Source organism: Gemmata palustris, assembly GCF_017939745.1.
GTDB lineage: Bacteria > Planctomycetota > Planctomycetia > Gemmatales > Gemmataceae > Gemmata > Gemmata palustris.
The window spans coordinates 8251638-8275155 of the sequence record NZ_JAGKQQ010000001.1; the positions used below are offsets into that span (position 1 = coordinate 8251638).

17 protein-coding genes are annotated in these 23518 nt (G+C 64.0%); 8 read left to right on the plus strand and 9 right to left on the minus strand.

Translation table 11 applies throughout. The features are described 5' to 3' along the window. Window position 1: 1 nt before the first annotated feature. Both J8F10_RS34290 and J8F10_RS34295 read left to right on the plus strand, forming a co-directional pair. On the plus strand, window positions 2-724 hold the full coding sequence (locus J8F10_RS34290; protein ID WP_210661560.1) for a DUF72 domain-containing protein: 723 nt from the start codon (window positions 2-4) through the stop codon (window positions 722-724). Window positions 725-904: 180 nt separating this feature from the next. Further along, window positions 905-3070: an amino acid transporter gene (locus J8F10_RS34295; RefSeq protein ID WP_210661562.1), complete on the plus strand. Its 2166-nt coding sequence runs from the start codon at window positions 905-907 to the stop codon at window positions 3068-3070. Between the two features lie 16 nt (window positions 3071-3086). Here the strand turns inward: J8F10_RS34295 and J8F10_RS34300 are convergent, their stop codons facing one another. From J8F10_RS34300 to J8F10_RS34310, 3 genes are all read right to left on the minus strand, one after another. After that, window positions 3087-4679: a carboxypeptidase-like regulatory domain-containing protein gene (locus J8F10_RS34300; RefSeq protein WP_210661565.1), complete on the minus strand. Its 1593-nt coding sequence runs from the start codon at window positions 4677-4679 to the stop codon at window positions 3087-3089. Window positions 4680-4910: 231 nt separating this feature from the next. Beyond that, complete coding sequence (locus tag J8F10_RS34305; RefSeq protein WP_210661567.1) at window positions 4911-7523, minus strand: S41 family peptidase; 2613 nt, start codon at window positions 7521-7523, stop codon at window positions 4911-4913. A gap of 459 nt (window positions 7524-7982) precedes the next feature. After that, window positions 7983-9119, minus strand: a complete 1137-nt coding sequence (locus J8F10_RS34310) for a pyridoxal phosphate-dependent aminotransferase (RefSeq protein WP_210661569.1) — start codon at window positions 9117-9119, stop codon at window positions 7983-7985. A 406-nt stretch (window positions 9120-9525) separates the two neighbouring features. On the opposite strand from J8F10_RS34310, the gene J8F10_RS34315 reads away from it, so the two are divergent. After that, complete coding sequence (locus tag J8F10_RS34315) at window positions 9526-9762, plus strand: hypothetical protein (protein ID WP_210661571.1); 237 nt, start codon at window positions 9526-9528, stop codon at window positions 9760-9762. An 85-nt stretch (window positions 9763-9847) separates the two neighbouring features. After that, the gene (locus tag J8F10_RS34320; protein WP_210651692.1) at window positions 9848-11182 is read left to right on the plus strand and encodes an IS701 family transposase; all 1335 of its coding nucleotides are present in this window, start codon (window positions 9848-9850) and stop codon (window positions 11180-11182) included. Window positions 11183-11443: 261 nt separating this feature from the next. Here the strand turns inward: J8F10_RS34320 and J8F10_RS34325 are convergent, their stop codons facing one another. Both J8F10_RS34325 and J8F10_RS34330 read right to left on the minus strand, forming a co-directional pair. Beyond that, a complete protein-coding gene (locus tag J8F10_RS34325; protein WP_210661573.1) occupies window positions 11444-12676 on the minus strand; it encodes a DUF3754 domain-containing protein in 1233 nt (410 codons plus the stop codon). A gap of 222 nt (window positions 12677-12898) precedes the next feature. Then, entirely contained in the window at window positions 12899-13756 is an 858-nt protein-coding gene (locus J8F10_RS34330; protein ID WP_210661575.1) for a serine/threonine protein kinase, read from the minus strand. Window positions 13757-13914: 158 nt separating this feature from the next. Between J8F10_RS34330 and pruA the strand changes: the two genes are divergently transcribed. After that, the gene (gene pruA / locus J8F10_RS34335; RefSeq protein ID WP_210661577.1) at window positions 13915-16971 is read left to right on the plus strand and encodes an L-glutamate gamma-semialdehyde dehydrogenase; all 3057 of its coding nucleotides are present in this window, start codon (window positions 13915-13917) and stop codon (window positions 16969-16971) included. 17 nt (window positions 16972-16988) lie between these two features. Here the strand turns inward: pruA and J8F10_RS34340 are convergent, their stop codons facing one another. Next, window positions 16989-18023, minus strand: a complete 1035-nt coding sequence (locus J8F10_RS34340; RefSeq protein ID WP_210661579.1) for a TIGR02996 domain-containing protein — start codon at window positions 18021-18023, stop codon at window positions 16989-16991. 153 nt (window positions 18024-18176) lie between these two features. Here J8F10_RS34340 and J8F10_RS34345 point away from each other — a divergent pair, with 153 nt between their 5' ends. Further along, on the plus strand, window positions 18177-19040 hold the full coding sequence (locus tag J8F10_RS34345; protein ID WP_210661581.1) for an OB-fold protein: 864 nt from the start codon (window positions 18177-18179) through the stop codon (window positions 19038-19040). Window positions 19041-19062: 22 nt separating this feature from the next. On the opposite strand, the gene J8F10_RS34350 is transcribed toward J8F10_RS34345, so the two are convergent. Continuing rightward, the gene (locus J8F10_RS34350) at window positions 19063-19401 is read right to left on the minus strand and encodes an Mpo1-like protein (protein ID WP_210661582.1); all 339 of its coding nucleotides are present in this window, start codon (window positions 19399-19401) and stop codon (window positions 19063-19065) included. A 125-nt stretch (window positions 19402-19526) separates the two neighbouring features. Here J8F10_RS34350 and rpe point away from each other — a divergent pair, with 125 nt between their 5' ends. Further along, window positions 19527-20204 carry a ribulose-phosphate 3-epimerase gene (gene rpe, locus J8F10_RS34355; protein WP_210661584.1) on the plus strand — a complete coding sequence of 226 codons (678 nt, stop codon included), beginning with the start codon at window positions 19527-19529 and terminating at the stop codon, window positions 20202-20204. Window positions 20205-20309: 105 nt separating this feature from the next. On the opposite strand, the gene J8F10_RS34360 is transcribed toward rpe, so the two are convergent. Further along, on the minus strand, window positions 20310-21539 hold the full coding sequence (locus J8F10_RS34360) for a BBP7 family outer membrane beta-barrel protein (RefSeq protein WP_210661586.1): 1230 nt from the start codon (window positions 21537-21539) through the stop codon (window positions 20310-20312). A 476-nt stretch (window positions 21540-22015) separates the two neighbouring features. On the opposite strand from J8F10_RS34360, the gene J8F10_RS34365 reads away from it, so the two are divergent. Next, complete coding sequence (locus J8F10_RS34365) at window positions 22016-22978, plus strand: DUF1571 domain-containing protein (RefSeq protein WP_210661588.1); 963 nt, start codon at window positions 22016-22018, stop codon at window positions 22976-22978. A gap of 117 nt (window positions 22979-23095) precedes the next feature. On the opposite strand, the gene J8F10_RS34370 is transcribed toward J8F10_RS34365, so the two are convergent. Further along, complete coding sequence (locus J8F10_RS34370; RefSeq protein WP_210661590.1) at window positions 23096-23458, minus strand: TIGR03066 family protein; 363 nt, start codon at window positions 23456-23458, stop codon at window positions 23096-23098. Window positions 23459-23518: the final 60 nt, after the last annotated feature.

Genomic DNA, 23518 nt, shown 5'->3' on the forward strand with positions numbered 1-23518 from the left:
CGTGAATTTCTTCGTTGGCACCAGCGGCTACTCGTACAAGGAGTGGAAGGGGAGCTTCTACCCCGACAAGCTCTCGGCCAACAAGATGCTCGGTTACTACGGCGAGCGGTTCCGCACGGTGGAAATCAACAACACGTTCTATCGCGCGCCCGCGGTGTCTGTTCTGGAAACGTGGGCGAGCCAGGTGCCCGTGAACTTCCGGTTCGTGCTGAAGGCGCCGCAAGAAATTACGCACGTGAAACGGCTCGCGAATTCGTGTGGGCTGGTGTCTTCACTGGTCGCAAGTGCGGGCGCTCTCGGCGAACGGCTGGGGCCGATCCTGTTTCAGTTGCCGCCAACGTTCCGCAAAGACACTGCGGCCCTCTCCGACTTCCTCGCGTACCTGCCGCCGTGTCGCGTGACGTTCGAGTTCCGTCACCAGTCGTGGTTCGACGACGAGGTATACGAGTTGCTCCGCGATCATCAGGCGGCCATGTGCGTGGCCGACGCAGAGGACGATCTGGACGTTCCCTTCGTTTCGACGGCAGATTGGGGCTACCTCCGATTGCGCCGGCCCGATTACGACGACACCGCGTTGCGGGAGTGGGCCGCGCGAATGGGGGGGCAAGGCTGGCGCGAGTGCTTCGTGTTCTTCAAACACGAAGACGCCGGGGCGGGACCGCGAATGGCGTCACGGCTCCTGGAACTGATCGCGGAAGGCGTGCCGCAGAAACGGGTCGCGTAGGTGAGGCGAACCCGGCCGCCCATTTCGGGGACCAGGTTATTCTCGATGCTGAAACGCTGTAGCTGCCACCAGTTCCGCGAATCCGTGCATTTCGCAACGGCATAATGCGTAAAATAGGGTCCAAGCCGGCCACATACTCAGACACTCTACCCACCTTCTTCGGCCGGCTTGGAGGCAACAATGCCCGCTCCCGACTTCCTCTCTGGCGAATCGGCCGACCCCCCCAGTAGTCACTCCGAACCCCCATCTAGACCGGGGGAGCCGCCCGACGGATCTCCCCCACAACCCACCAACACTAACGCGGACCCTCCGGTCCCCGCGCCGGCCCCGTTCCGCGCCGCGTGGCCGTGGGTGCTGTGCGTCATCGGGTTGGACTACCTCAGTACACTCGCGTACCAGCCCTCGATCGCGTTCGGCGCGGCGGGCCGGCTGGCGCCGCTCGTGACGGTGCTGATTGCGCTCGTCACGCTCGGGTTCGCGCTCCCCGTTTACTGCTACATCGCGGGCCGGTCGCCCCACGGCGGCGGGTCCACCGCGCTCCTGGAGCGCGTCGTTCCGGGGTGGTTCGGGAAACTGCTTCTGCTCGTGCTGCTCGCGTTTGGTGCGGTGGACCTCGTGTTCACGCGCACGTTCTCTACCGCGACCGCGGCCGAGCACCTCACGTTCAACCCGCACCCCCAATGGCAGCAGGCGCTCGACGACGCCACGCGCTGGGGCGATACCGCGCGCGCCGGGCTACCCGATTGGGCCAAACGGCGGTCCGACGGGCTGTGGCACCGGCAAACGGTCGTGTCGCTCGTCATTCTTGTTTTGAGCACAGCGACGGGGCTGCTCTTCTTTCGCGGGTACACGCGGAACTTCATCCGGCTCGCCGCACTCACGGTTCTCGTTTACCTCGTGATGACGCTCGTCGTGGTCGGGAGCGGCGTCGCGTATTTGGTGGATCACCCGAAACTGATCGCGTCGTGGTGGGCCGATGTGTGGAGCGGGAACTGGCGCCCGGGTGCTGACGCGCCTTCCCCCGGTGGTTGGGGCGCGCTGCTCGGGGCGTGCATCCCACTAATCCCCGCGCTGTGCCTCGGGCTGAGCGGGTTCGAGCTAACGCTGATGGCGATGCCGCTCGTTCGCGGGCGGAAGGACGACGATCCGCAGAAACCCCGCGGTGTGATCCGCAACACGCGACTCCTTCTCACGCTCGCCGCGGTCACGATGTCCACGTACCTGCTCACGTCCACGCTCGTGACGACGGTGCTGATCCCGCCGGGTGCGCAGGAAGTAAACGGGCAAGCGAAGTACCGCTCGCTCGCGTACCTCGCGCACGGCGGGGCGCTCTCCGACGGCCAATCCGCGATTGCGATGAATCCCGTGTTCGGGTTGGCGTTCGGTACGGTTTACGACGCCGCCACGGTCGCGATCCTCGCGCTCGCGGGGCTGAGCTTCGCGCTCACGCTCGCGTCGTGGATTCCGCCGTACCTGAACCGGCTCGGCATGGAGTTCAGTTGGTCGGTGAAACTCGGCGTGCTGGCGTACCTGTTCCTCGCGCTGAAGTTCGTGCTCATCGCGTACTACGCGACCGACATCGACGCCCACCGCGCCGCGTACCTCACGGCGGTGCTCGCGCTCTTCGCGTTCGCCGCGCTCGCCGCGACCGTGGACGTCTGGCAGCGCCGGACCGCGCGCGGGTGGCGCAAGGTGCTCCGCGTGCCGCCGGTGTTCCTGCTCGCGCTGGCCACGTTCGGCGCGTGTACGATCCTGGTCGCGTGGACGCGGCCCGTCGGTGCGGTGGTCGCGGGCGCGTTTGTTGCCCTGGTGCTGGTGCTGTCCGTTATCAGTCGGGCGTGGCGCAGCACCGAGTTCCGGTTCGAGGCGTTCGAGTTCGCGGACAAGGTGACCGAACACGAGTGGGAGCGCCTGATGGCGGCCGACTTGCCGATCCTGGTTCCGCTCCGACCGGGCAAACACGACCTCCGGGCGCGGGAGATCGAGGTCCGCACGCGGCACCGCATCCCCGGCACGCTGCCGATCATGTTCGTCCTGGCAGAAGTGGCCGACCCGAGCAACTTCAACCAGCACCCGTTGGTGCGGATCGCGCGCGACGAGGGGCGCGTGGTGATCCACATCACGCGCTGTTGCTCGGTGGCACACGCGGTGGCGGCGTGCGCACTCGAACTCGCGAAAACGGGCGGCGTACCGGAGGTCCACTTCGGCTGGTCGGTCGAGAACCCGGTAACGGCGAACCTGCACTTCGTGCTGTTCGGGATCGGTAACGTGCCGTGGATGGTGTACACACTGATCCGCCGCGCCGATGTGCCGGACGACCGCAAGCCGCACGTCGTCGTGGCGTAGTGACAGCACCGCTGGCTCACGACAGAAACCGGCGGAGCACGTTCTCGGTGACGCGCGAAACGGCTTCGTCTACCGGCAGCGACGCGACGAAGTTGATTGAGCCGACGGAGAACACCTCGCCGCCCGAAGGCGTGGCGAACGTGAGCATGTCGGCCCCGCCGTTGTCGGGATTGAGTCCCCTCGCAATGACATTCACGTTCTCCGGCGAACTCGGAGATACTTTGTCCGTTTCGTGCCCGGACGCACCGCCCGGGCAGCGCATGTGCAAGCACTTCTCGCCGAATGTGTCGCCGGTCTTCAGGTCCGTGCCCGCAAAGGCCCAGTGCGATGCGTCCATCACGCGGTACGGCGCGCCGGTCATGGCGCCCGCGGGCGTGAACACGCAGCCCAGGAGATTCGCTTCGGATTCGTGGCGCATCGCGTAGCGGCTCTCGTGACCGCCCAAACCTGCGATATCCAATCCCGCGATCTTTCCGTTGTGGTGAAGTACGGCCCCTGTAGGGAGCAACTCCACCGCACAGTTCAGCCCGTTCCCGCCGAGGTACACGAGCCGACCACCCTCCTCGAACCCCCATCGCTTCACGCGCTCGTACATGCGGCGCGTCCAGTATTCGGGGTGAACCGCGATCACCAGCACGCGGTACTGCGACAAGTCGAGCGTGCCGTTGTCGAGCTGCGTTTCGGCGAAGTAGTCGTAAGCGAACCCCTGCCGTTCGAGCCAGCCGAGGAGCCGCCATTCGGCCGGCGCGAGGTGGCACGCTTGCCGGCCCTCGATCGGGTCCGTGATCTGCTCCGTGAAGTCGATGTGGTTGAACGGTTCGGGCCGGTCGAACGAGAGCGGTGGGTAGTGATCCGCGCCCCAAGTAAAGAACCCCGCGTCGGAGTAACGCTTCAGTTCCGCGCGGGCGTTGATTGTTGGCGTTGGGGGCAGGCCGTCGGCGTGGATGTAATTGCTGCGGCCCCCGAAGTTGTTGTAGGCGTTCCAGGTGAAGTTCGATGCGAGCACCGCCATCTTCGCGGTGGGGCGCGCCGGTGCGACGATCCACGGGAAGCTGAATTGTCGGCCGCTCGCGGTCGAGGCCCGAAAGTAGTACAGCCCGCTCCGTTCCGGCCCCGCGACGTGCTGCGAATGCACCGAGTTCGCATAGCCGACTTTGTTCCACTCCGCGCCGGTCTGCGTGTAGTCGCCGTCGGGTGTGATTTGCATCACAGCGCGCGGACCGTGTTCGTCGTGCCAGCCGAGCGCCCGCACGAACTCGGGTCGCCAACCGCACCGCCACAGTTCGAGCTTGTACGGCTCGACCGAGTGAACGCGGAACTCGGATGCTTCCCCGCTGCGTACCCATTTCGGCCATGCGTACCCGAGCAACCCGTCGGAGAGCAGCCGGAAATGGTGCGGTGTGGAGCAGGGTAATGTGACTCGACTGAACTTCGCGCCGTACCCCGGCTTCTGAAGCACCACGCGGTACTCGCCGGGCGGCAAAGCAAGGTGAACCGCCCCGGATGCGCGCGACCGCACGTCCCACGATTCGCCCGATGTACTGATGAACTCCAGCACCACATCGGGCAGCGCAACGAACCGCTCGTCGCTGACGAAACCAACCAGCATGGGCTTCTCCGAACGTGTCGCGACATTTCACCAGACCGCGACTCGGAACGCGAGCGCCGAGAACCGAAAGGGCGTTATTCGTCAGTGTGGGTAGTCGGGGCGTGGGGCAGAAGAGTGTGGAAGCTGTTGGAAAAGAATTGGCTGAATGGCTGTGGGGCGTGTTCGGTGAAGGAGTCTCGTAACTCCTTCACCGAACACGCCCCACAACTGTGCGTTCGCACGGCAAGGCGGTTACTTCTTGTCCTTAATCAGCCCGCGCAGGTGCTCCACGGCCTTCGCCAGTTGCTTGTCCTTGGCGGGGTCAACGACCGGGACTTTCTTGCCCGCAGGCGGGATGATTTCGAGGTCGCGACTGTACTCGAACCAGTCGGTGAGTTCCTCGCGGGTCAACTTGATCTCGAACCCGGCGTCGGGCTTCACGCCCCACTCGTCCTTCGCCTTCAGTTCCGTGGACTGCTCCATCGCGACCTTGTCGATGTTCCGGCCGCTCGGCGGGTAGTATCGGGCCACGGTGTACTTGATCCGCCCCTCGGTCTGCTCGTAGGGCTCGACGTGTTGGACGCTGCCCTTGCCGTAAGTGCGTTCGCCAATGATAGTTGCGCGACTGTGATCCTGGAGACACGCGGCGAGGATTTCGCTGGCACTCGCGCTGTTACCGTTGATGAGCACCACAATCGGGAAGCTCTTGTCGCCCGCGGCGCGACCGGAGTAGGTGTTGACCGCGCCCGCGCCGCCGCGCTCCTTCGTGGTCACGATCGCCTCGCGGCCCACGAACAGTTCGCAGATGTCGATGACGCCCTTCAGCGACCCACCGGGGTTGTTGCGCACGTCGATGACCAGGCCGTTCAGCCCGGACCGCTTCATGCTCGCCAGCGCCCGCTTGATGTCGGCCGTCGTTCCCAGGTCGTCCGAGATGGAGATGAACTGGCTCAGGTGCAGGTAGCCGATCTTGCTCTTCTCGTCGATGTAGTACGACCAGTCGTTCTTGTCGTCGCGCTTCACGCCGTGAACGGTTTCCACCATCACGTAGTTGCGGGTGAGGCGGAACACCTTCGGTTCGCTCTCGCCCTCGCGCTGGACCACGAGCGCGACCGGGGTGTCCGGCTTGCCGGTGATGAGGTTCACCGCGTCGTCGGTCTTCAGCCCCTTGGTGCTGTGGACCTTCTTCGCGTCGTCCGGCAGCACCTTGCCCTGCTTGTCCACTTCGAGGCGAATCTCGGTGATGAGGTCGCCGGCCTGGATGCCCGCGCGGAACGCCGGGCTGCCCTTGATGGGCGTCACGACGAGCAAACCGTCGCGGACCGCTTCGCGGCGAATGATGATGCCGACGCCGGGGAACCGGCCGAACAGTTGGCCCTGCGTGCGGAGCCACTCTTCCTTGGTGAAGTACCCGGCGTAGGGGTCGTGGAGCGCCCCGATGAGGGCACGAATGGTCACGTCGGCGGCCTTTTCGCCGTCGAGGTCTTCGCGCTTGCCGAGCCGGAGCCGGGCCTCGACGAGCAGTTCCCTGCCGCGCTCGTCGCTGATGTCTTTGGGGGCCTTGAGCGCGTCGGCGATGTCGGCGGGGATCGCTTCATCGGCCTCGGTGAACACGCCGCGGATCGCCAGCGCGGTCAGTTCGCCGCGCGACAGCGGCTTGATGTACTCGGCCGACAGTTTGGAGATCGCCGGGGCGACTTTCTTGGCGAATTCGGTCGCGTCCTCGGTCGGCAGTTTCAGCCCTTCGAGGAGCTTCTTGCGCGCGCCTTCGAGGTCGGCCACGGTACCGCCATCGGCGAGCTTCTGGTACTCCTTGCGGAGCGCCTGCGACCACTTCAGCTTCGGCATCTGGAACAGGAGGGTGACCGCTTCTTTCGCGAGGTCCGGCGTGAGTTTGGTGTCCTTGGTCAGCGCCTCAACAGTTTCGATCCGCTTCTTGACGGTCGCGGTCTCGGCGGGGTTGCGCGTGACCCAGAACTTGCTGGCCCCGCGGCCGACGAAGACCGGTTCGAGTTCCTTTTCCTTGTCGGTCTTGCCCGTCGCGCGGGCGGCGGTGGGGATCTCTTTTTCCAGGTACTTGAGCAGCTCGCGCGTGGTGACGATGCCGTCCGATTCGTAGCCCTCGTTGTACGGGGCCTGGTCCGCTTTACCGCCGAGCCCGGCAGAGAGCACCGAGTAGAACAGCCCGTGATCGCCCTTCGTGAGCGCGTCCTGGAACGGCGGGTTGCCGAGGACCAGCACGCGGTTGGGCGGGAGCATGTTGTCGTCTTTTTCGTCGCCGAAGACGAGCTTCATGATCTCGCCCCAACTCGGCTCCACGATCTTCTCGGTCCCGGCGTCGATCCCGCCCCGGTACTGAATGTCCATCATCAGGAGCACGTTCTGGTTCTTCAGCTTCTTGAACGCCGGTTCCAGATCGGTGATCTGGAGGGCGGTCTTGGCCCGCTCCTTCACGGTGCTGTCGGAAGTGAAGATGCACGGCTTGTCGCCGGCGGAGGTGCCGCGCCCGAAGAACGCGAGGATCACCGTGTCTTCCGGTCCGGTGGACGCGACCGCCGTTTCGACTGCCTTCACGACCGCTTCACGGGTGGCATCGGCCGAGAGGAGCAGTTTCGCGCGGTCCGCGGAAGCACCGAGGTACTTCTTGTCGGTGAGCATCGCGTGGAGCGCTTTGGCATCGGCGTCGGCCGTCGGGCGCGGGCTGATGGCCTTGTCCTTGAACTCGCCGACGCCGACGACGACGACGTAAGGGCCTTGCGCTTTGGTGGCGGCCTCGCGCCCCTCCGCGGCCGAAGCCCGCAGTTGCGGACCGACCGCCAGCGCTACCGCGGCGATTGCGCCCAGAATCCACACGCGCGCGTTCATCAAGTTATCCTCTCCTGTAGGCCTGGCACGGCCGGTCACTAATTCTGGCCATTGTCACCATTGAGCCGAACCCGTCAATCGCATTTACACGGCGGTTACGCCGGAGGCGCGAGGCCCATCGGTGGGGTGGGATACAGGCGATTGCGGATGTTCTCACTGCGGAATCGGTGCTTTTGGCGTGCGCATTTGCCGCAAGTTTCGGGCCGATGAATCCAACGAAGATCGAGCCCGGATCGGTGTACCTCGCGGCTAACATTTGCTAACAATTCTGGCCCGGCTGATTTGTTAGCCGATTGCCGCAATTGCAAAGGCGGCAGCTAGTTATGGCAAAGAAATTCGGGTGGCCATTGTTAGCCGCTGGTTTCTCCTGGGACCGCGGGCATCTTGCCCGCCCTTCTGCTTATGGCAGCGAAGGCGATAAAGATGCCCGCGGTCCCAGGGTAACAGAGATACGACGCTTCACTTCCTCTTTGCCAACGTGCGAAGGATCTCGATACCGCGGTGAAGCGTTTCATCGGTGGCGGCGTAGGACACGCGGAAGTGCGTGTCGCGGCCGCTGAACACGTTGCCCGGGATCACGAGCAGGTTGTGTTTGACCGCTTCCGTGACGAATTCGGTCGCCGTTCCCCACGGCGCCTTCGGGTACAGGTAGAAGGCCCCGCCCGGCGCCACGAACTCGTACACCCCCCTCAACCCCTCCATCAACAAGTCGCGTTTGCGCTTGTAGTCCGCGACGATCCCGGACACGTCAAAATCCAACGCGGCAATGCCGCCCCATTGTACGATGCTCGGTGCGCACACAAATGTACATTGCTGCAGTTTCGCCATTTCCTGGATCAATCGCTTCGGGCCGTGTGCCCAGCCCAGGCGCCAACCGGTGATGCCGTAGGTCTTCCCGAAGCCCTCGATCACCAGCACGTTCGGGTCGTAAGACGCGGGCGATTGCGGGGCGCCGTCGTAGTGAAATCCGCGGTAAATCTCGTCGCTGATGAGGAGGATACCGCGGTCGCGTGCGAGTTCGGCCAGTCCCTTTTGAGTGGCCGCATCGAGTACCGCACCCGTGGGGTTCGAGGGGGACGAGAGCACGATGGCTTTCGTCCGCGGGGTGATCGCGGCGGCGACTTTGTCAACATCGAGCCGGAAGTCCGGGTAAGTGTCCACTGTCACGAGCTTCCCGCCCGCGAGCGCGACCACGTTCGGGTACGCGACGAAGTACGGGTCCGCGGTGATGACCTCGTCGCCCGGATTCACGACCGCGAGCAGCGCGAGCACCAACCCGCCACTGGTGCCGCTCGTGACCAACACGTCGCGCTCGTAGCCTGGGGCCACCTGTGGCGGAGCGGGGAAGCGGGCTTGTGCGTCCGCGAGTAACCGCGAGCACAGTTCGGGGATGCCCTGCGTGACGGTGTAGCCGTTGCGGTTCCCGTCGATGGCCGCCTTCGCAGCGTTCTTGATGGAGTCGGGCACGTCGAAGTGCGGTTGCCCGATGCTGAGGTTGACCGGGTCTTTCAGCGACCGGGCCAACTCGAAGACCTTCCGCACGCCGGACACTTCGACCGCTCGCGTGCGGTCCGCTAGAAACGATTCGGGGAACACGGCGACTCCTGGCGAACCCGCCCGCGAGGGCAATGGTGAACCCCGCCCGCAAGGGCGGTGGGTAGTGGCGCGCCTACTAAGGGCGGCGAGTGGTTATCCTACGCACGATTGCCTTTGCGGGCGGGTGCGTGGAATTCGACCCACCACTCGTGCGCGGCACCCGCTGCCCTTGCGGGCAGGGTTCACCAGACTCGCCCGGTGCTCCGTTGGAATCAACCGATTCGACGGGAGCTTCCATCGGGTGCGATGCGGCGGCCCGAGACTTCGAGATTCCGGTTGGATCGTTTCAGTGGGCCGATTTGGTCACATATTTTTCGACATCAGTCGACAAGTACGAAAGGGGCGGCCGTCCTTCGCGTGCGCAGTTGGTTGGACCAACCTCCGTTCCCGGTGAAGAGGACACGCAATGAAACAATTGGTGTTTGCTGTGGCACTGCTCGGTTTGCTGCCCAGCATTGGAACTGCCGGCGATATTGTAATTCCGGAAGACAAGACTCCCTTCAATATCAATTTGGGCGATGTTGTTCGCATTCCGGTTAAGGCTGCCGCCGGTACACAAGTCAACGCCCGCGTATCGGCCTCGTCGCAAGTAACCGTTCAGACCGTTCTGTACTTTCCGCGAAGTTATAGGCGGTTGGCGTAAGTTGTGGGGCCGGGAGTAGACGAGTGCCGGCCCGTCCGGGAGGATGGCGTTACCACACGACCTCCCGACCCGAACGGACGCGGCCATGCCATCTTCGCATACTCCGGCCCCTCGGTGCCACTGGTTTTCAACCCTGGCCAAGGCTCTGGACCCGCGGTCCGGGCGGCGGCTCGCGGTCCTGTTCCTCGGGATCATCCTGACCCGCGGGCGCCGCACCCTCGCGGGTTGGATCCGGGCCGCCGGGCTGTCGCCCCAGTACCGCCGGTGCTACGCCACGGCCGCGGCCGTGGGGCGCCGCACCGAGCGTATCGCCATGCGGTTGTTGGTCGAGGTTCTCAAGCCCATGGTGGCCGGTGCGCCTCGGGTGGTGCTGGCCCTCGACGACACCCCGACGGAGCGGTACGGGCCCAAGGTTCGAGGGGCCGGGGCGCACCACAACCCGACACCCGGGCCGGCCGGGGGCCCGTTCGTGTACGGGCACGTGTGGGTGGTCCTCGGGTTGTTGGTGGGACACCCCCTCGGGGGGATTGTGGCCCTCCCCCTGTTGGCCCGCCTGTACATCCGCCGCAAAGATCTCGGGGCCATCCCCGGGCCGGACCGGCCCGAGTTCGCAACCAAGTTGGTGATGGCCGTGGACCTGGTCCGGTGGGCCCACGGGTGGCTGAAGACGTGGGGCCGGGCCGTGTGGGTGGTGGCCGACGGGGCGTACGCCAAGGCCCCGGTGCTCAAGGCCCTACTCGCGCTCCGGGTGACCATGGTGAGCCGGCTCCGCAAGGACGCGGCCCTGTGGACGGTGCCCCCGGCCCGCGATCCGAGCGCCCGCGGGCGGCCCCGCGTGTACGGGGAGCAGCGGGTGTCGCTCGCCAAGCGGGCCGGGCACAAGGGCGGGTGGACCACGGGCACGTTCACCCTGTATGGGAAGCCCGTGGAGAAGCGGTACAAGACGTTCGAGGCCACGTGGCGGCCGGCCGGGGGCACGATCCGGGTCGTCCTGGTGGACGAACCCAAGGGGTGGGTCGCGTTCTTCTGCACGGACCCCACGGCCTCCGTGGCCGACATCCTGGGCCTGATCGCGGACCGGTTCTCGTTGGAAACCTGTTTTCGAGATCTCAAACAGGTCGCGGGCGCCGGTCACCAGCAGGTACGCGGGGTCGCGTCGAACGTGGGATGCTTCCACCTGTGTGCGTGGTCCCTCACGCTCACCGAGGTGTGGGCCTGGAACCAGAAGGCGGATGAACTGGTGGCCCATCGGGCGGCCTCCCCGTGGGACGATCCGAACCGGCGCCCGAGCCACGCGGACAAGCGCCGGGCCTGGCAACGGGAGCTGCTGGCCGAGGAAATTCAGGCCGTTGTGGGCGAGCACCACGACCCCGCGAGAATCCGCGCCCTCGCGCACCGGTGCCTGGATCTGGCTGCTTAAACGCTATAAGTTCGCGGAAAGTACAGACCGTTACCAATCGGGTGAAGGGGAAGGCGCTTCCCGGAGCGGGCAGTCACGAGGTCGAGGTAAAACCGAAGGTTAAGGGCACGTTCAAGCTTTTTGTCACCACCTCTCTGCCAAACGGGAAAGACACGACTGATGTGTACGAGTTCGAGGTCAAGTGACATCTTTGGCGCCAACTGCCACGGTCCTGGCTGTACCTGAGCAGAGCACCGGCCGGCTCACACCGGCCGTTCGCCTTCACTCGCCCGGCAGAAGGTGAGGTGGGCCGTTGCGGGCGTAGCCGTCCCAGATCGCGTTGAGTTTCGCCTGTGCTTGGTCGATGGGAGCCGCGCAATAGCGGTGGTCGCACTTTCGGACCAAGCCGCTGCGAATGAGCTTCCTGAGCGCGTCGATGATCTCGAAGTTCACTTCGGCCGGGAGCCGGATTCTCAAGTCTCGTTCGATGTAGAAGTCGAGTTGTTCGGTGGTCCAGCCCTCAGCGCCGCCGTACCGCCACAAGTAGAAGTACGCGAGCAGCGCTTCGCGAATTTCTTGTTCTTCGGCCTCATCGAGCAGCCGAAACATGACGCCGCTGTTGTTATCCAGGTTCTGGTAGTACAGGCTCTGCGTGAGTTGGTGCATGTACGTCCGGCGCGACGACTGAAAGCTGTACCACGTCTTGTACCCGTACCCACCAACAAGCGCGATGGGGGTCCACAAGGCGATTAACATGTTCGCGCCAAACCCGCCTAAGATCGACAGCAATGAGAATGAACTCAGTTTGTAGATGACGTAGGCGGCCGAACTGGTGAGCGAGCCGCCGAGCTTCAACCGGTCAAGTTTCAGCATTCGGATGCGCCCGCCGGGGAGCAGCATCTCGACGTCCATCTGCGGCATGTCCTTGAACAGTTTCAGAAAAACGCTTTTGGTGTCCACGTCGTCGTCCAGGCGCTTGTGGGGGCGCTGTTTGAAGATGACCGCGACGCGCGCGAACGTGGGGAGTTCGATCGTGTACTTGCGCCAGAACCGGACCAGCCCGCGCTTGGTGCGCTTACCGTACCCCTTTCCGCGGTAGAACACTTCGACCTTCTCGAAAGCGTCCCAGGTTACGTCCATGTCCACGCCCCAGTCGCTCGCGCCGCGGGTGATCTGCTCGATCTCGTCGCGCGTGAGGCGCCGGTAGTTGGCGCGGTTCATCAGGTGAACGAAGGTGTCGAATAGGCGATCGAGTGCTGCGGCGCGCTTCTCGCCGGTCGGCGGGTCGAGCGGCTTCGGGTCGGCGTCCGGGTCGAACGAGGCGTAAGCGTCCTTGAGTTGGCGGATCTCGGCCTGGTAAATGGTGTGAACGTGGGACGCGACCGTGCTCGCGAACCGGCGGAACGCGGCTTGTTCCTCGGCGGTGAGCACCTGATCGTGGAGCGGCCCCGATTCCGCGCACAGGAAGCCGATCAGATCGGCCACGCGGACCGGGATGTAGTGCTCACGGAGCATGGAGTCTGAAGAAGGAAAAAGGAGAAAGGAAAAAGGAAAAACGCAAACGATAAGAGGAAAAACGGGGAAGGAGTCACCAGAAGTATACCAAAGCCCGCCAGGGGTTGCGCTGCGCTTCGCCTCTGGCTACTATCTACCGCCCCGTGGGGGGCTCAAGAGGAGAGCGGAGGCAGTCATTCGCCTTTTTCCTTTCACCTTTTTCCTTTTTCCTTTCACCTGAGTCTACTCTTCCAGTTCCACCGGGTCGTCGAGTTTGGCCGCGGCCTGGTCCGCGAGCTGGTCGAGCGTGCCCTGGATGTGGCTCATGCGCTCGGGGCGCTTGGTCGCGTTCGGCTGGAGGCACTCGTGGATCAGGTCCGCCAGGTCTTCGGGCACCATCGGGTTCGCGGTCCGGACCGGCTTGAGTTGCTCTTTGAAGATTTTCTTGTTCATCGGCAGCGCGTCTTCACCGTTCATCCAGCACGGCGGGAGCTGGAGCGTGACGAGTCGGTACATCGTGACGCCGAAGTTGTAGATGTCCGTGCGGTCGTTCACGAGTTTGTGTTCAACGGTTTCCGGCGCCATGTACTCCGGCGTGCCCTGCACGCGGTCCTTGCCCTCGCCCTTGATCCACGCGAGGCCGTAATCGAGCACCTTCACCCGCGTTCCGCGCTCGTGGATCAGATTGTTCGGCTTCATATCGGCGTGGTAGACGCCCTGCTTGTGCATGTGGGTGAGGGCGTCCGCGATGCGCTCGAACATGCGGAGCAACTTCGCCATTCTTTGCAGCGGGAGCTTGTCCATCGTCGTGCCGGGTACGTATTCCAAAAGTAACTTGGCTTTCTTCGGCCCGGAGAACCACCCGGCTTCCGTTTCAAGCGCGTGGACCTTCACTAAATTGGGGTGATTGAGCATCTGGCCCACGCGGAACTCGTGTTTCGCTTGTTCCAGGTACTTCAGGTCGTCCTTCCCCTCGATGGGGACGAGCTTGAGGGCGTACTCTCTTTCGTCCTCGGCCCGGCGGATGTGTAAAATACTGCTGTGAGCCCCGGCACCCAGCGTACCTAGCACTGTGAACTTGCCGATTTTGTCGATCGCCATCGGGCACCGCGATTTAAGTGGAATGCTCGGGTGAATGGTACACGGTCCGGCGCTGAATGAAAGCACTCCTCCCAACCTATCTCCCTTTGGGTAAGGAGCTTTAAAACTCCCTCGTCTTTTTTGAGGCGGGGCAAGATCCGATTCTTAACGACTTTCACATGGCTAACGACCTCGACGAGCGCACCAAACAATACGGCCGCGAAATCTTCGCCCGGCTCGACCGACAGGGGCCGGTGCTGTTCACGCGCGCCTGGCTCGAAGACAAACTCATGGGTTTGGGGATGCACGACCCCGCCCTCAAGGTGCAACTGTTCCGCTTCGTGGACACACTGCCGTACTTGAAGCAGCCCGCGGAGGTGTCGCGGCACTTGCGCGAGTATCTGGGCGAAGCGAAAGACGAGTTACCCTGGTGGGCGCGGTGGGGCACGCGACTCATCCCGAATAGTGGCATTTTGGGGCAGGGGCTCGCGTTCGCATCACAGCGCGGCGCGGAGCAGATGGCCCGGAAATTCATCGCCGGGTCGAACGTGGGGGAGGCCGTCGAAGCCGTTCGCGCGATGCGCGACCGCCGGCTGGCGTTCACCATTGATTTGCTGGGCGAAGCCACGATCACCGAAGTCGAAGCGGATCACGTTCAGAAGCAGTATTTGGACTTGCTCACGGGTTTAACGCGCGAAGTCAATGCGTGGCCCGAAGAGCCGACCATCGACCGCGACGACCGCGGGCCGATCCCGCGCGTGAACGTGTCGGTGAAGCTGTCCGCGCTGTTCAGCCAGTTCGACCCGATCGACCCGGAAGGGACGTCGCGGGCCGTGTGTCGGCGCCTGCGGCCGATCCTAAGTTTGGCGAAGCAGACCGGCGCGTTCGTCAACTTCGACATGGAGCAGCACAGCTTCAAGGACGTCACGCTGAAGATCTTCCGCGACATCCTCACGGAGCCGGAGTTCCGCGACTGGCCGAGTGTCGGGATCGCGATTCAGGCGTACTTGAAGGATACTGAGGCCGATCTCCACGCGCTGCTCGACTGGGCGAAGAACGTTCGCAAAACGCCGGTGTGGATTCGCTTGGTGAAGGGCGCGTACTGGGACTACGAAACCGTGATCGCGGCGCAGAATCACTGGCCGGTCCCGGTGTTCACGAAGAAGTGGGAATCGGACGCCAACTTCGAGAAACTGACCGAGTTCCTGCTCGCGAACGTGGAGTGGCTGATCCCCGCGTTCGGGTCGCACAACATTCGGAGCATCTCGCACGCGATGGCGGTGGCCGAGAAGCTCGGCGTCCCGCCGCGCCGGTACGAGTTCCAGATGCTCTACGGCATGGCCGACGCGATCAAGGAATCGATCCAGTCGCTCGGTCAGCGGGTCCGCATCTACACGCCCTACGGTCAACTGCTCCCCGGCATGGCGTATCTCGTCCGCCGGCTGCTCGAGAACTCGTCGAACGATTCGTTCTTGCGGCAGGGCTTCTCCGAGGGCTTGTCGGAAGAAGTGCTGCTCACGGACCCGGCGACCAATCGGCGCGCGCTGCCCGCCGAATCCCCCAACATCCCAACCACATCCATGACCGCAACGCATCCGCCCGCACACACCGAAAGCACCAATCACGCACCGGCCCCCGTGAGCGGCGCGCCCGCCGCGTTTATCAACGAGCCGCTCACCGACTTCTCCGTGGAAGCGAATCGCGTGGCGATGAAGGCCGCGCTCGATCAGGTTCGCGCGGAGTTCGGCCGCACGTACCCCATCGTAATTGACAACAAGCCGCTGCCGGTCACGAAGACGCTCGATCGCGAGAACCCGTCGCGCAAGTCGGAACTGATCGGCAAGGTCGCAATGGCCAACGTCGAGCAGGCGAAGCTCGCGGTGAAGTCGTGCCTCACGGCGTTCGACACTTGGCGCGACACGAGCGTCGAAACTCGCGCCAAGCTGCTCCGCGACGTGGCCGAGCAGTTCCGCAAGCGCCGGTTCGAGCTGTCCGCGTGGATCGTGTACGAGACCGGCAAGCCGTGGCGCGAGTCCGATGCGGACGTGGCGGAAGCCATCGACTTCTGCGAATACTACGCGGTCGAAATGCTGAAGCTCGGCGCGACGCAGCACCGCGACGTTCCGGGCGAGGACAACCGGTACTTCTACGAGCCGCGCGGCGTGTCCGTAATCATCGCACCGTGGAACTTCCCGCTCGCGATTCTCGCGGGTATGGCGACCGCCGCGATCGTCAGCGGGAACACGGTCATTCTCAAGCCCGCGGAACAGTCCGGGATCATCGGCGCGAAGCTGATGGAGTGCCTCCAGGCTGCGGGCGTTCCCCCAGGGGTCGCGAATTTCCTGCCCGGGGACGGCGAAGAAATCGGGCCGACGCTCGTGCAGCACCCGGATGTGGCGCTGATCGCGTTCACCGGGTCGCTGAAGGTCGCGCTGCTCATCAACGAGCAGGCCTCGAAGACGCCCGGCGGTCAGAACTTCGTGAAGAAGGTCATCGCCGAGATGGGCGGCAAGAACGCGGTCATCGTGGACTCGGACGCGGACCTCGACGAAGCGGTGAAGGGCGTGGTCGATTCGGCGTTCGGGTTCGGTGGGCAGAAGTGCTCGGCCGGGTCGCGTGCGATCGTGCTGGACGGCATCTATGACCAGTTCCTGAACCGGCTCGTGGAAGCGACGAAGTCACTCGCGGTGAAGGCCGCGGACGATCCGGGGTGCTCGCTCGGTCCGGTCATTGATGCCGAGGCCCGGGGCCGCATCCTGAAGTTCATCGAAGCGGGTAAGAAAGAGGCGAAACTCGCGCACCAGACCGACCTCGGCGCGCTGATGGAGCAGGGGCACTTCATCCCGCCGACGATCTTCGCGAACGTGCCGGAGAATGCCGGGATCGCACAAGAAGAGATCTTCGGGCCGGTGCTGTCGGTGATCCGCGCGAAGGACCTGGACGACGCGCTTCGCATCGCGAACGGCACGCGGTACGCGCTCACGGGCGGGTGCTACAGCCGCAGCCCGAGCCACCTCGAAAAGGTGAAGCGGAAGTTCCGCGTGGGCAACCTGTACATCAACCGCAAATGCACCGGCGCGCTGGTGGACCGGCAACCGTTCGGGGGCTTCAAGCTCAGCGGGATCGGCTCGAAGGCCGGCGGCCCGGACTACCTGCTCCAGTTCGTGCTCCCGCGCACGATCACCGAGAACCAGATGCGCCGCGGGTTCGCCCCGGAAACGGGCACGGGGGAGTGAGCCGGAAAAAAGGAGGGTTAGGGGAGTGGGTGCGGCTCTTGCTCTCCGTCGAGCAAGAGGCCGTTGCCGAACCGAGTTTCGAGGAGTTGCCGCGTTTCTGGTGGGCAGTTCGTGAACTCAGGACCGTCATCATCGTCGTAGCGGTTCTCACGTAAATCGAGAACAGAGAGCGATTGCAGATTTGGTGATGACGCCAGTATCTGCAACCCTCGGGGGCTGATGCAATTGCCAGACAGATTCAAATGCCGAACGGAGTTGAGCTGTTTCGAGGAGACGAGTAATTCGACACCTGTAGAAGCCAATAAGGTGCTCCGAAGCCACAGAGATTCCAGCCTTTTAACGAGTCGCCCTTTCAGCAGTTTCGCAATCCAATCGGTTCCGTCAGCAGATTCCCAGTTGCACCAATTGTGCGAAAGGTCGAGATGCCGCAGCGCGGGCAGGCTTCGAGTTTTACTCAGAAGTTCGATACCGTCTAGCTCCAAATGCCCGTTATCATCGTCGGCGATTAACTCAAGACGCACCAGATTCTTGAGGAACTTCGAGCCGAAGAAAACCGCCAACTCAGGGGTTTCATACCCAGACCTGTCGAGGCTGAGTTCCCGCACCTGAAGGAGTTTGGAACACGCCGCAAGTTTGTGGTAGTCCCACTGATGGTAGAAGGCGATCCGCTGAATTGGCGCGCAACGGAACAACTCGACCGCACGATCCGCGAATGCTTCTTTCTCCTCATTGATTTGCACGCCGTAAGGGAACCCACGTCGATACTCAATGCCCTGGAAACTTCGGAGCGTGGGTTTCTGGTATGCCACTAGAGCGAAGCCAAGCGATCTCAGCGGCTCCGACCACTTTTCGCCATGCGCGGCAAGTAGTACGCTTTCGCGTTCCTTCAAGACAGTGTCCGTACTCCCACGGGCCACCGCAATCTGCGTGCGGATGAACTCCGCCTGCGCTTCGTCGCCGTGCTCTTGAAGCCAGTCGGCGAACACGAGGCGCGGGGTATCATCATCGGGGTTGTCGCAGATCGCGCGCAACAAGGCTTCGCGTTCGTTCATTAACGCCTCTCCGGAACGGCACTTGGGAACAAAGTAGCCGATTTCAGCGGCGCAAGTAAATTTCCCGCCGGTCCGAGCGAATACGATTGCGTATGGGCCGTAGAAACGGCTACATTTTCAACGGACACCCTACACCCGACGGCGGGTCCGATCATGGTAGACGACTACAACCGAGACGACCGCCGGCGCGGGGGCAGCGACGAACGGTACGACCGTGCCCGGCGCTTCGAGCGAGCGCGCCGGCGCTACGACGAGGAGTATCGCACCCCGCGCAAGGAGACGAGTACCCTCGGCGTCATCGCGTTCGTTATGGGCCTCTTGGCGCTTGTTATCAGCCTGATTCCGTGCTTCGGCGCGTTCGCGATTTTCGCGGGCGGAATCCCACTGGTGCTCGCGCTCGCGTCCGTTCTGATCGCCCGGGGCTCCAATCAGAAGATGGGCTTCCCCGTTGCGGCCACAGCTGTGAGTGGAAGCGCGGTCGCGTTCTCGTTGATGTGGCTCGCGGTCATTGGGTCCATGATGGACAACAGAGCCGCCAAGCGGCCCGCCCCTCCGCTCCCCGTGCCGCCTCCCCCCCAAGTGCGAGTGAACCCGCCCCTCAAGAAGCCGGACGAGAACAAGCTCGACGACGAGAAGTTCCAGAAGCAACTGCTCGAAGACCTCGCGAAGGATCGCATCAAGGAACGGATTCGCAACGGCCCGGGCGAGCCGGTGACGGCCGGAACGCTTGAAACGGATTACCTCACGAACGTGGTCGCGGCGGAATCGCGGTACAAGGACAAGGTGCTCGAAGTCACCGGTAAAGTGGTGCGCGTGATCCGCGAGGACGGCAAATTGCAGTACCTCCTCGAACTCGACACGGGCGAACCGACCAAGACGGTGAACTGCGAATTCAACGAGCAAACGAAGCACCCGCTCACTTCGATCAAGCGCGGCCAGGAGGTGAAGGTACGCGGGCAGTGCGTCGGGCGCGTCGATGCCTTCGTGACGCTCAAAGATTGCGTTCTGGCGAAGTGATCGGGCCAGAGCGGACAACTCGCTATTCTCTTACCGCGGGTGCTGGAAGCGCCCGCGGTTTGTGTTGTGGGGCGATCGCCACCACGGGTAACCCGAGCAGGCGCTTCACCGGAATGAATTCGCCCACGTCGTTCCCTTCAATGCGGTGACCGATCCACTGGAGCAGGTAGCCCGCCACAATCGCCCCCGCCCCCCAATACCACTCCGCCACAAACAGCAGCGGCAGGCCCGCGAACGCGAGCGGGATGCCGAGCATGTGAATCCAGTAGTTCGCCGGGGTCTGGTGCCGGTCCAGCCAGTTGCGCCGGGCGCGGCCCGCCAGCGCCAGCATCTTGCGCGCGATCGGAAAACGGTAACTCATGCGATCAGTTTCAAGTTCCCGGTTCCAAGTTTCAAGTTGTTCCGCGCCGCGACTTGGCGAACCCGCCCGGAACCGACAGACTGACTGGGACGCGGACACCCGGAACTTTCGGAACTGGAACTCCCATGATCGCACCCTCAATTCTGGCCGCCGACTTCTCCAGGCTCGGCGAACTCGTGCGCGAGGTCACAAAGGCCGGGGCCGACCGTATTCACGTCGACGTGATGGACGGGCACTTCGTCCCCAATCTGAGCATGGGTTCGGTCGTCGTGAAGGGACTGCGCCCGGTCACCACGATCCCGCTCGAAGTTCACCTGATGGTCGAAGACCCGGGCCGGTTCCTCGACGGGTTCGTCAAGGAGGGCGCGGACACGCTCATCGTTCACCTGGAAGTGCTCGCGGACCCGCGGCCGATGCTCGAACATATCAAGAAGGCGCTCGGGAAGAAGGTGGGGCTGGCGTTCAACCCGGACATGCCCGTTGAGCGCATCGAGCCGTACCTGCGCGACATCGATCTCGCGCTCTGCATGACCGTGTTCCCCGGCTTCGGCGGTCAGGCGTTCATCCCCGATAGCCTCGAACGGCTGAAGAAGCTCCGCGCGCTCGTGAACGAACACAACCCGGCGTGCGAGATCGAGGTGGACGGCGGAATCGACGCGCGGACGATCGGCGCCGCCGCCGCCGCGGGCGCGAACGTGTTCGTTGCGGGCACCGCGGTGTTCGGCGCCCCTCCCGGACCGGCTGCCGCCTTGCAGAACCTCGCGAAGTTGGCGGGCAGTCGTTCGGGCGAACGGCCGGTGTGAGCCGGCCGGTGAGAACTTTGCTCGTGAGTTGGTTGATGAGAACTGGCGTTTGGCAACACCCGGGAGTTTCCACCGGCCGGCTCACACCGGCCGTTCGCCCGGAACTCAGTGCCGCCACTCGATACCGAAGTTGACCGACTGCACCCAGAAGTCGGTGAGCGCGATTTTGCTGTTGGCGGGGTTGAGTGCGTCACCCAGGCGCCCGGCGCGGCTGAGGTACTGGAACGAGTAGCCCGCGAAGACCCGCGTGCGCTCGCTCACTTGTCGACCGATTGACAGGTTCAGGACCGGCATCACCGCGAACTCGCTCTTCTCGGCCGTGTTGAGCGCTCGCAGTTGTGTGAACTGCGAACCCGTTCGGCCCTCCGCGCCAATGAACAGCCCGCTCGTGGTCACTTCCGGCGTCACCACCCCGAACGCGACCTTCGCGGACCCGGCCGCGTACCAGCCGTTCTTGCGGACCTCGCCCGCGAGACCGATCTGCCCGCCGTGAAACGGGTTCGAGACCGATGCGCGGTTGCGCTTGTAATCGTTGTCCCCGTCCGGCACTTCGCCGAGGTACAACTCGTCTTGCAGGTACGCGAACCGGTACCCCACGAGGGCATCCAGGCGGGCACTATCGGTGCAGAGCAACTTGCGCCGGTAGTTCACGTCCACCGTGGTGAAAAACGTCGAGAGCGTGGACGGGAACGTGCCCACGATCCGTGCTCCGAACGGGTCCGGGAACGCGATCACTTGCGGCGTACCGCGCCCCGGCCCCTCCGGGAACAGCACCAGCATACCCGGTGCAGCGGTGCCGAACGTGTTGTCCGCGTTGCGAACGAAGAAGCTCGCTTCCGCACCGTTGGTGTGCGACTCATCGAACCAGCGCCCGAAAACGAGCCCCAGCGCGGCCTCGAACTGTCCGGCCGAGCGCCCCGCGACCGGCAGCACCGGCCCTGGGGCCGAGTTGCCCAGCCCGTCCGACAAGCGCAGCCGAACACTCGCCGGCGCCCGGTTCGTTGGCACCCAGGAGAGTTCAAACGACGGGGTGATCCACCACCGGCCGGCCGGTCCGCATTCTTCCGGGCGCCTAGCCCGCTCGGGCGCTTTTTCTGGCAGGTAGAGGTAGCCCGGGTCGTAATCGACGGCCGGCCCGGTTCCCGGTCGGGGTACTTCGGTGAGTGGTGCGCCCGGCGGCGGCGGGGGCAACAGGGGCGGAAGTTCGCGCGTGTCAGCGGGAGGCGTAGAGGTTGCGGGGAGCGCCGGTGGCGGAAGTGGTGGTTGAGGCTGTGCGCTCGCCGGGCTGAAGCCGAGGAATATCACACCGACCGCAGCCAACCAACGGCTTCGCATCCGATCCCCTCATCGTTGCTTCGCGCGAGCCCGCCCCCAGCCAACGAATTGCAGACGTGGAACGCGAGCGCTTTTGGTTGTGCCCTCTCCCCTTGCGGGAGAGGGGCGCCGCGCTTCGCGGCGGGGTGAGGGGTTGCTTCCACACTCGGGACGTTACCCCTCACCCGGTTCGCAAAGCCTCACCACCCCTCCCGCAAGGGGAGAGGGCACAACCCAAGCACCGGCTCGCGGCCCGACGCTATCCACGTTTGCAATTCGTTGACAACACGCGGCGCGAAATAGTCTCAGCGCCGCACAAGTTCAACTGGAGTTTCCCCGCACCCCGGTCGAACACAGGAGATACACAATTCGCCGTCACTTCCGTAACCGGGGCACTTCAGATGGGTTACGCTCTCAGGCGCGCCGCACGCGCGTTGTTCCCGTTCTTCGGGCCGCGTAAACTGTCGGGGAACGTGCCCACCGCAGGAGGAAGGAAGATGACTCGCCGTCTCATCGTCGCGATCGTTCTGCTCGCGTTCTTAATCGGTGCGGGATTCGTGGGCTACGACCGGTACTTCAGCGCTCCCCCTTCGGCGGTGGCGCCGATTCACGTCGACAACGGGGACAAGCTCCCGACTCAGCCGGAGTTCGACGAACTCGCCAAGACCGATCCGGTGAAGCTGCTCTCCACCTGTCTCACGCGCTACGAGCGCGAAGTACGGGGGTTGCACTGCACGATGGAGAAGCAAGAACGGGTGCAGGGAAAGCCCAAGCACCCGGACATGCCGGAGATGGAAGTCATCGACTTGTGGGTACGCGGCGATGTTCCCGACGCCAAAACCAAGCAGACCGCGATCGAGGTCGTGATGAAGTGGCGCTCCGGCGCCAAGCGGGTGCTCTTCGCGGAAGTTCGGGGTACGCTCTTCAGCGAGAAACCGGCCCCGGAAGGGCTCGACAAAAAAGTCGTGACCTGGCGCCCGGAGGCCCGCGGGGTCAAACTCAGCCTCCCCCTCGAGCCGAACAGTGGTGCCGCTCAGGGGCAATCGCGGTACTGCATCCGCGACGCGGGCCTCTACCGCAGCATGCTCCGCACGCACGAAGCCTGGAAGGGGCGCCAGGAGGCCGGCGAGTTCAAGTACGAATACCTCGGAACGAAAGTAGTCGAGAAGGCCGGCGGGCGCGAGTGCCACGCGATCCGGCGCATCTGCCCGCGTACCGAACTGGACGCTTTCGAGTTGGGCGGCACCGCCCCCACCGATCCGAAAACCGTTGCGGCCGAGGGCTTCACCGAGGTCGTGATCTACATCGACCGCGAGCGGTGGGTCCAGGTGGGAACCGAGCAGTACCGCACGGAGCCGGACGGCACGCGGGTCACGCTCGGCACCTACTTCTTCCGCGATGTGGAACTCAACCCTACCTTCGCGAGCGACACGTTTACGACCGAAGGGTTGAAGAAGTGAGCGCTGTTTTTGGGACGACCGGCGGGACGTTTAGTAGGCGGGCGCTGAGGTAGAAGTGGGAAACGGCGAGTGCCCGGCCAACGATGGCCGGGCACTCGGTAGTCGCGTGATGCGGGGCTATTTCTTCTTCTTGAGGGTGTCCACTTTCTTATCGCCGTCTTCGAGTTCCAATCCGTCGTCGCCCTTGAAGGTGACCGTGAGGTCGTGTTCGATCTTCTGCTCGTTCAGGGTCAGCTTCACGGCGAGTTTCTTGCCGTCGAGCTTGTAGGTGCCTTCGAGCTTCACGTCCTTGTCATTGTCCTTGATGGTCACGGTCAGCTTGCCTTCCTTCGCGAACTCCACGATCGCGCCGACCGGCGAGTCCCCGGTGGACTTCGTGATCTCCCACTTGCCGAGCAGTTTGGGCGTGTCGTCGGCCCGCGCGTGGCCCGCGAGGGCGAACACTGCCAGCCCGAACACGGCGGCCAAGAGCGTCTTCATACGGATTCCTTCACACGTTGTTCATCACCCGCCTCTGGTGAACGTCACCGCGGGCGGTGA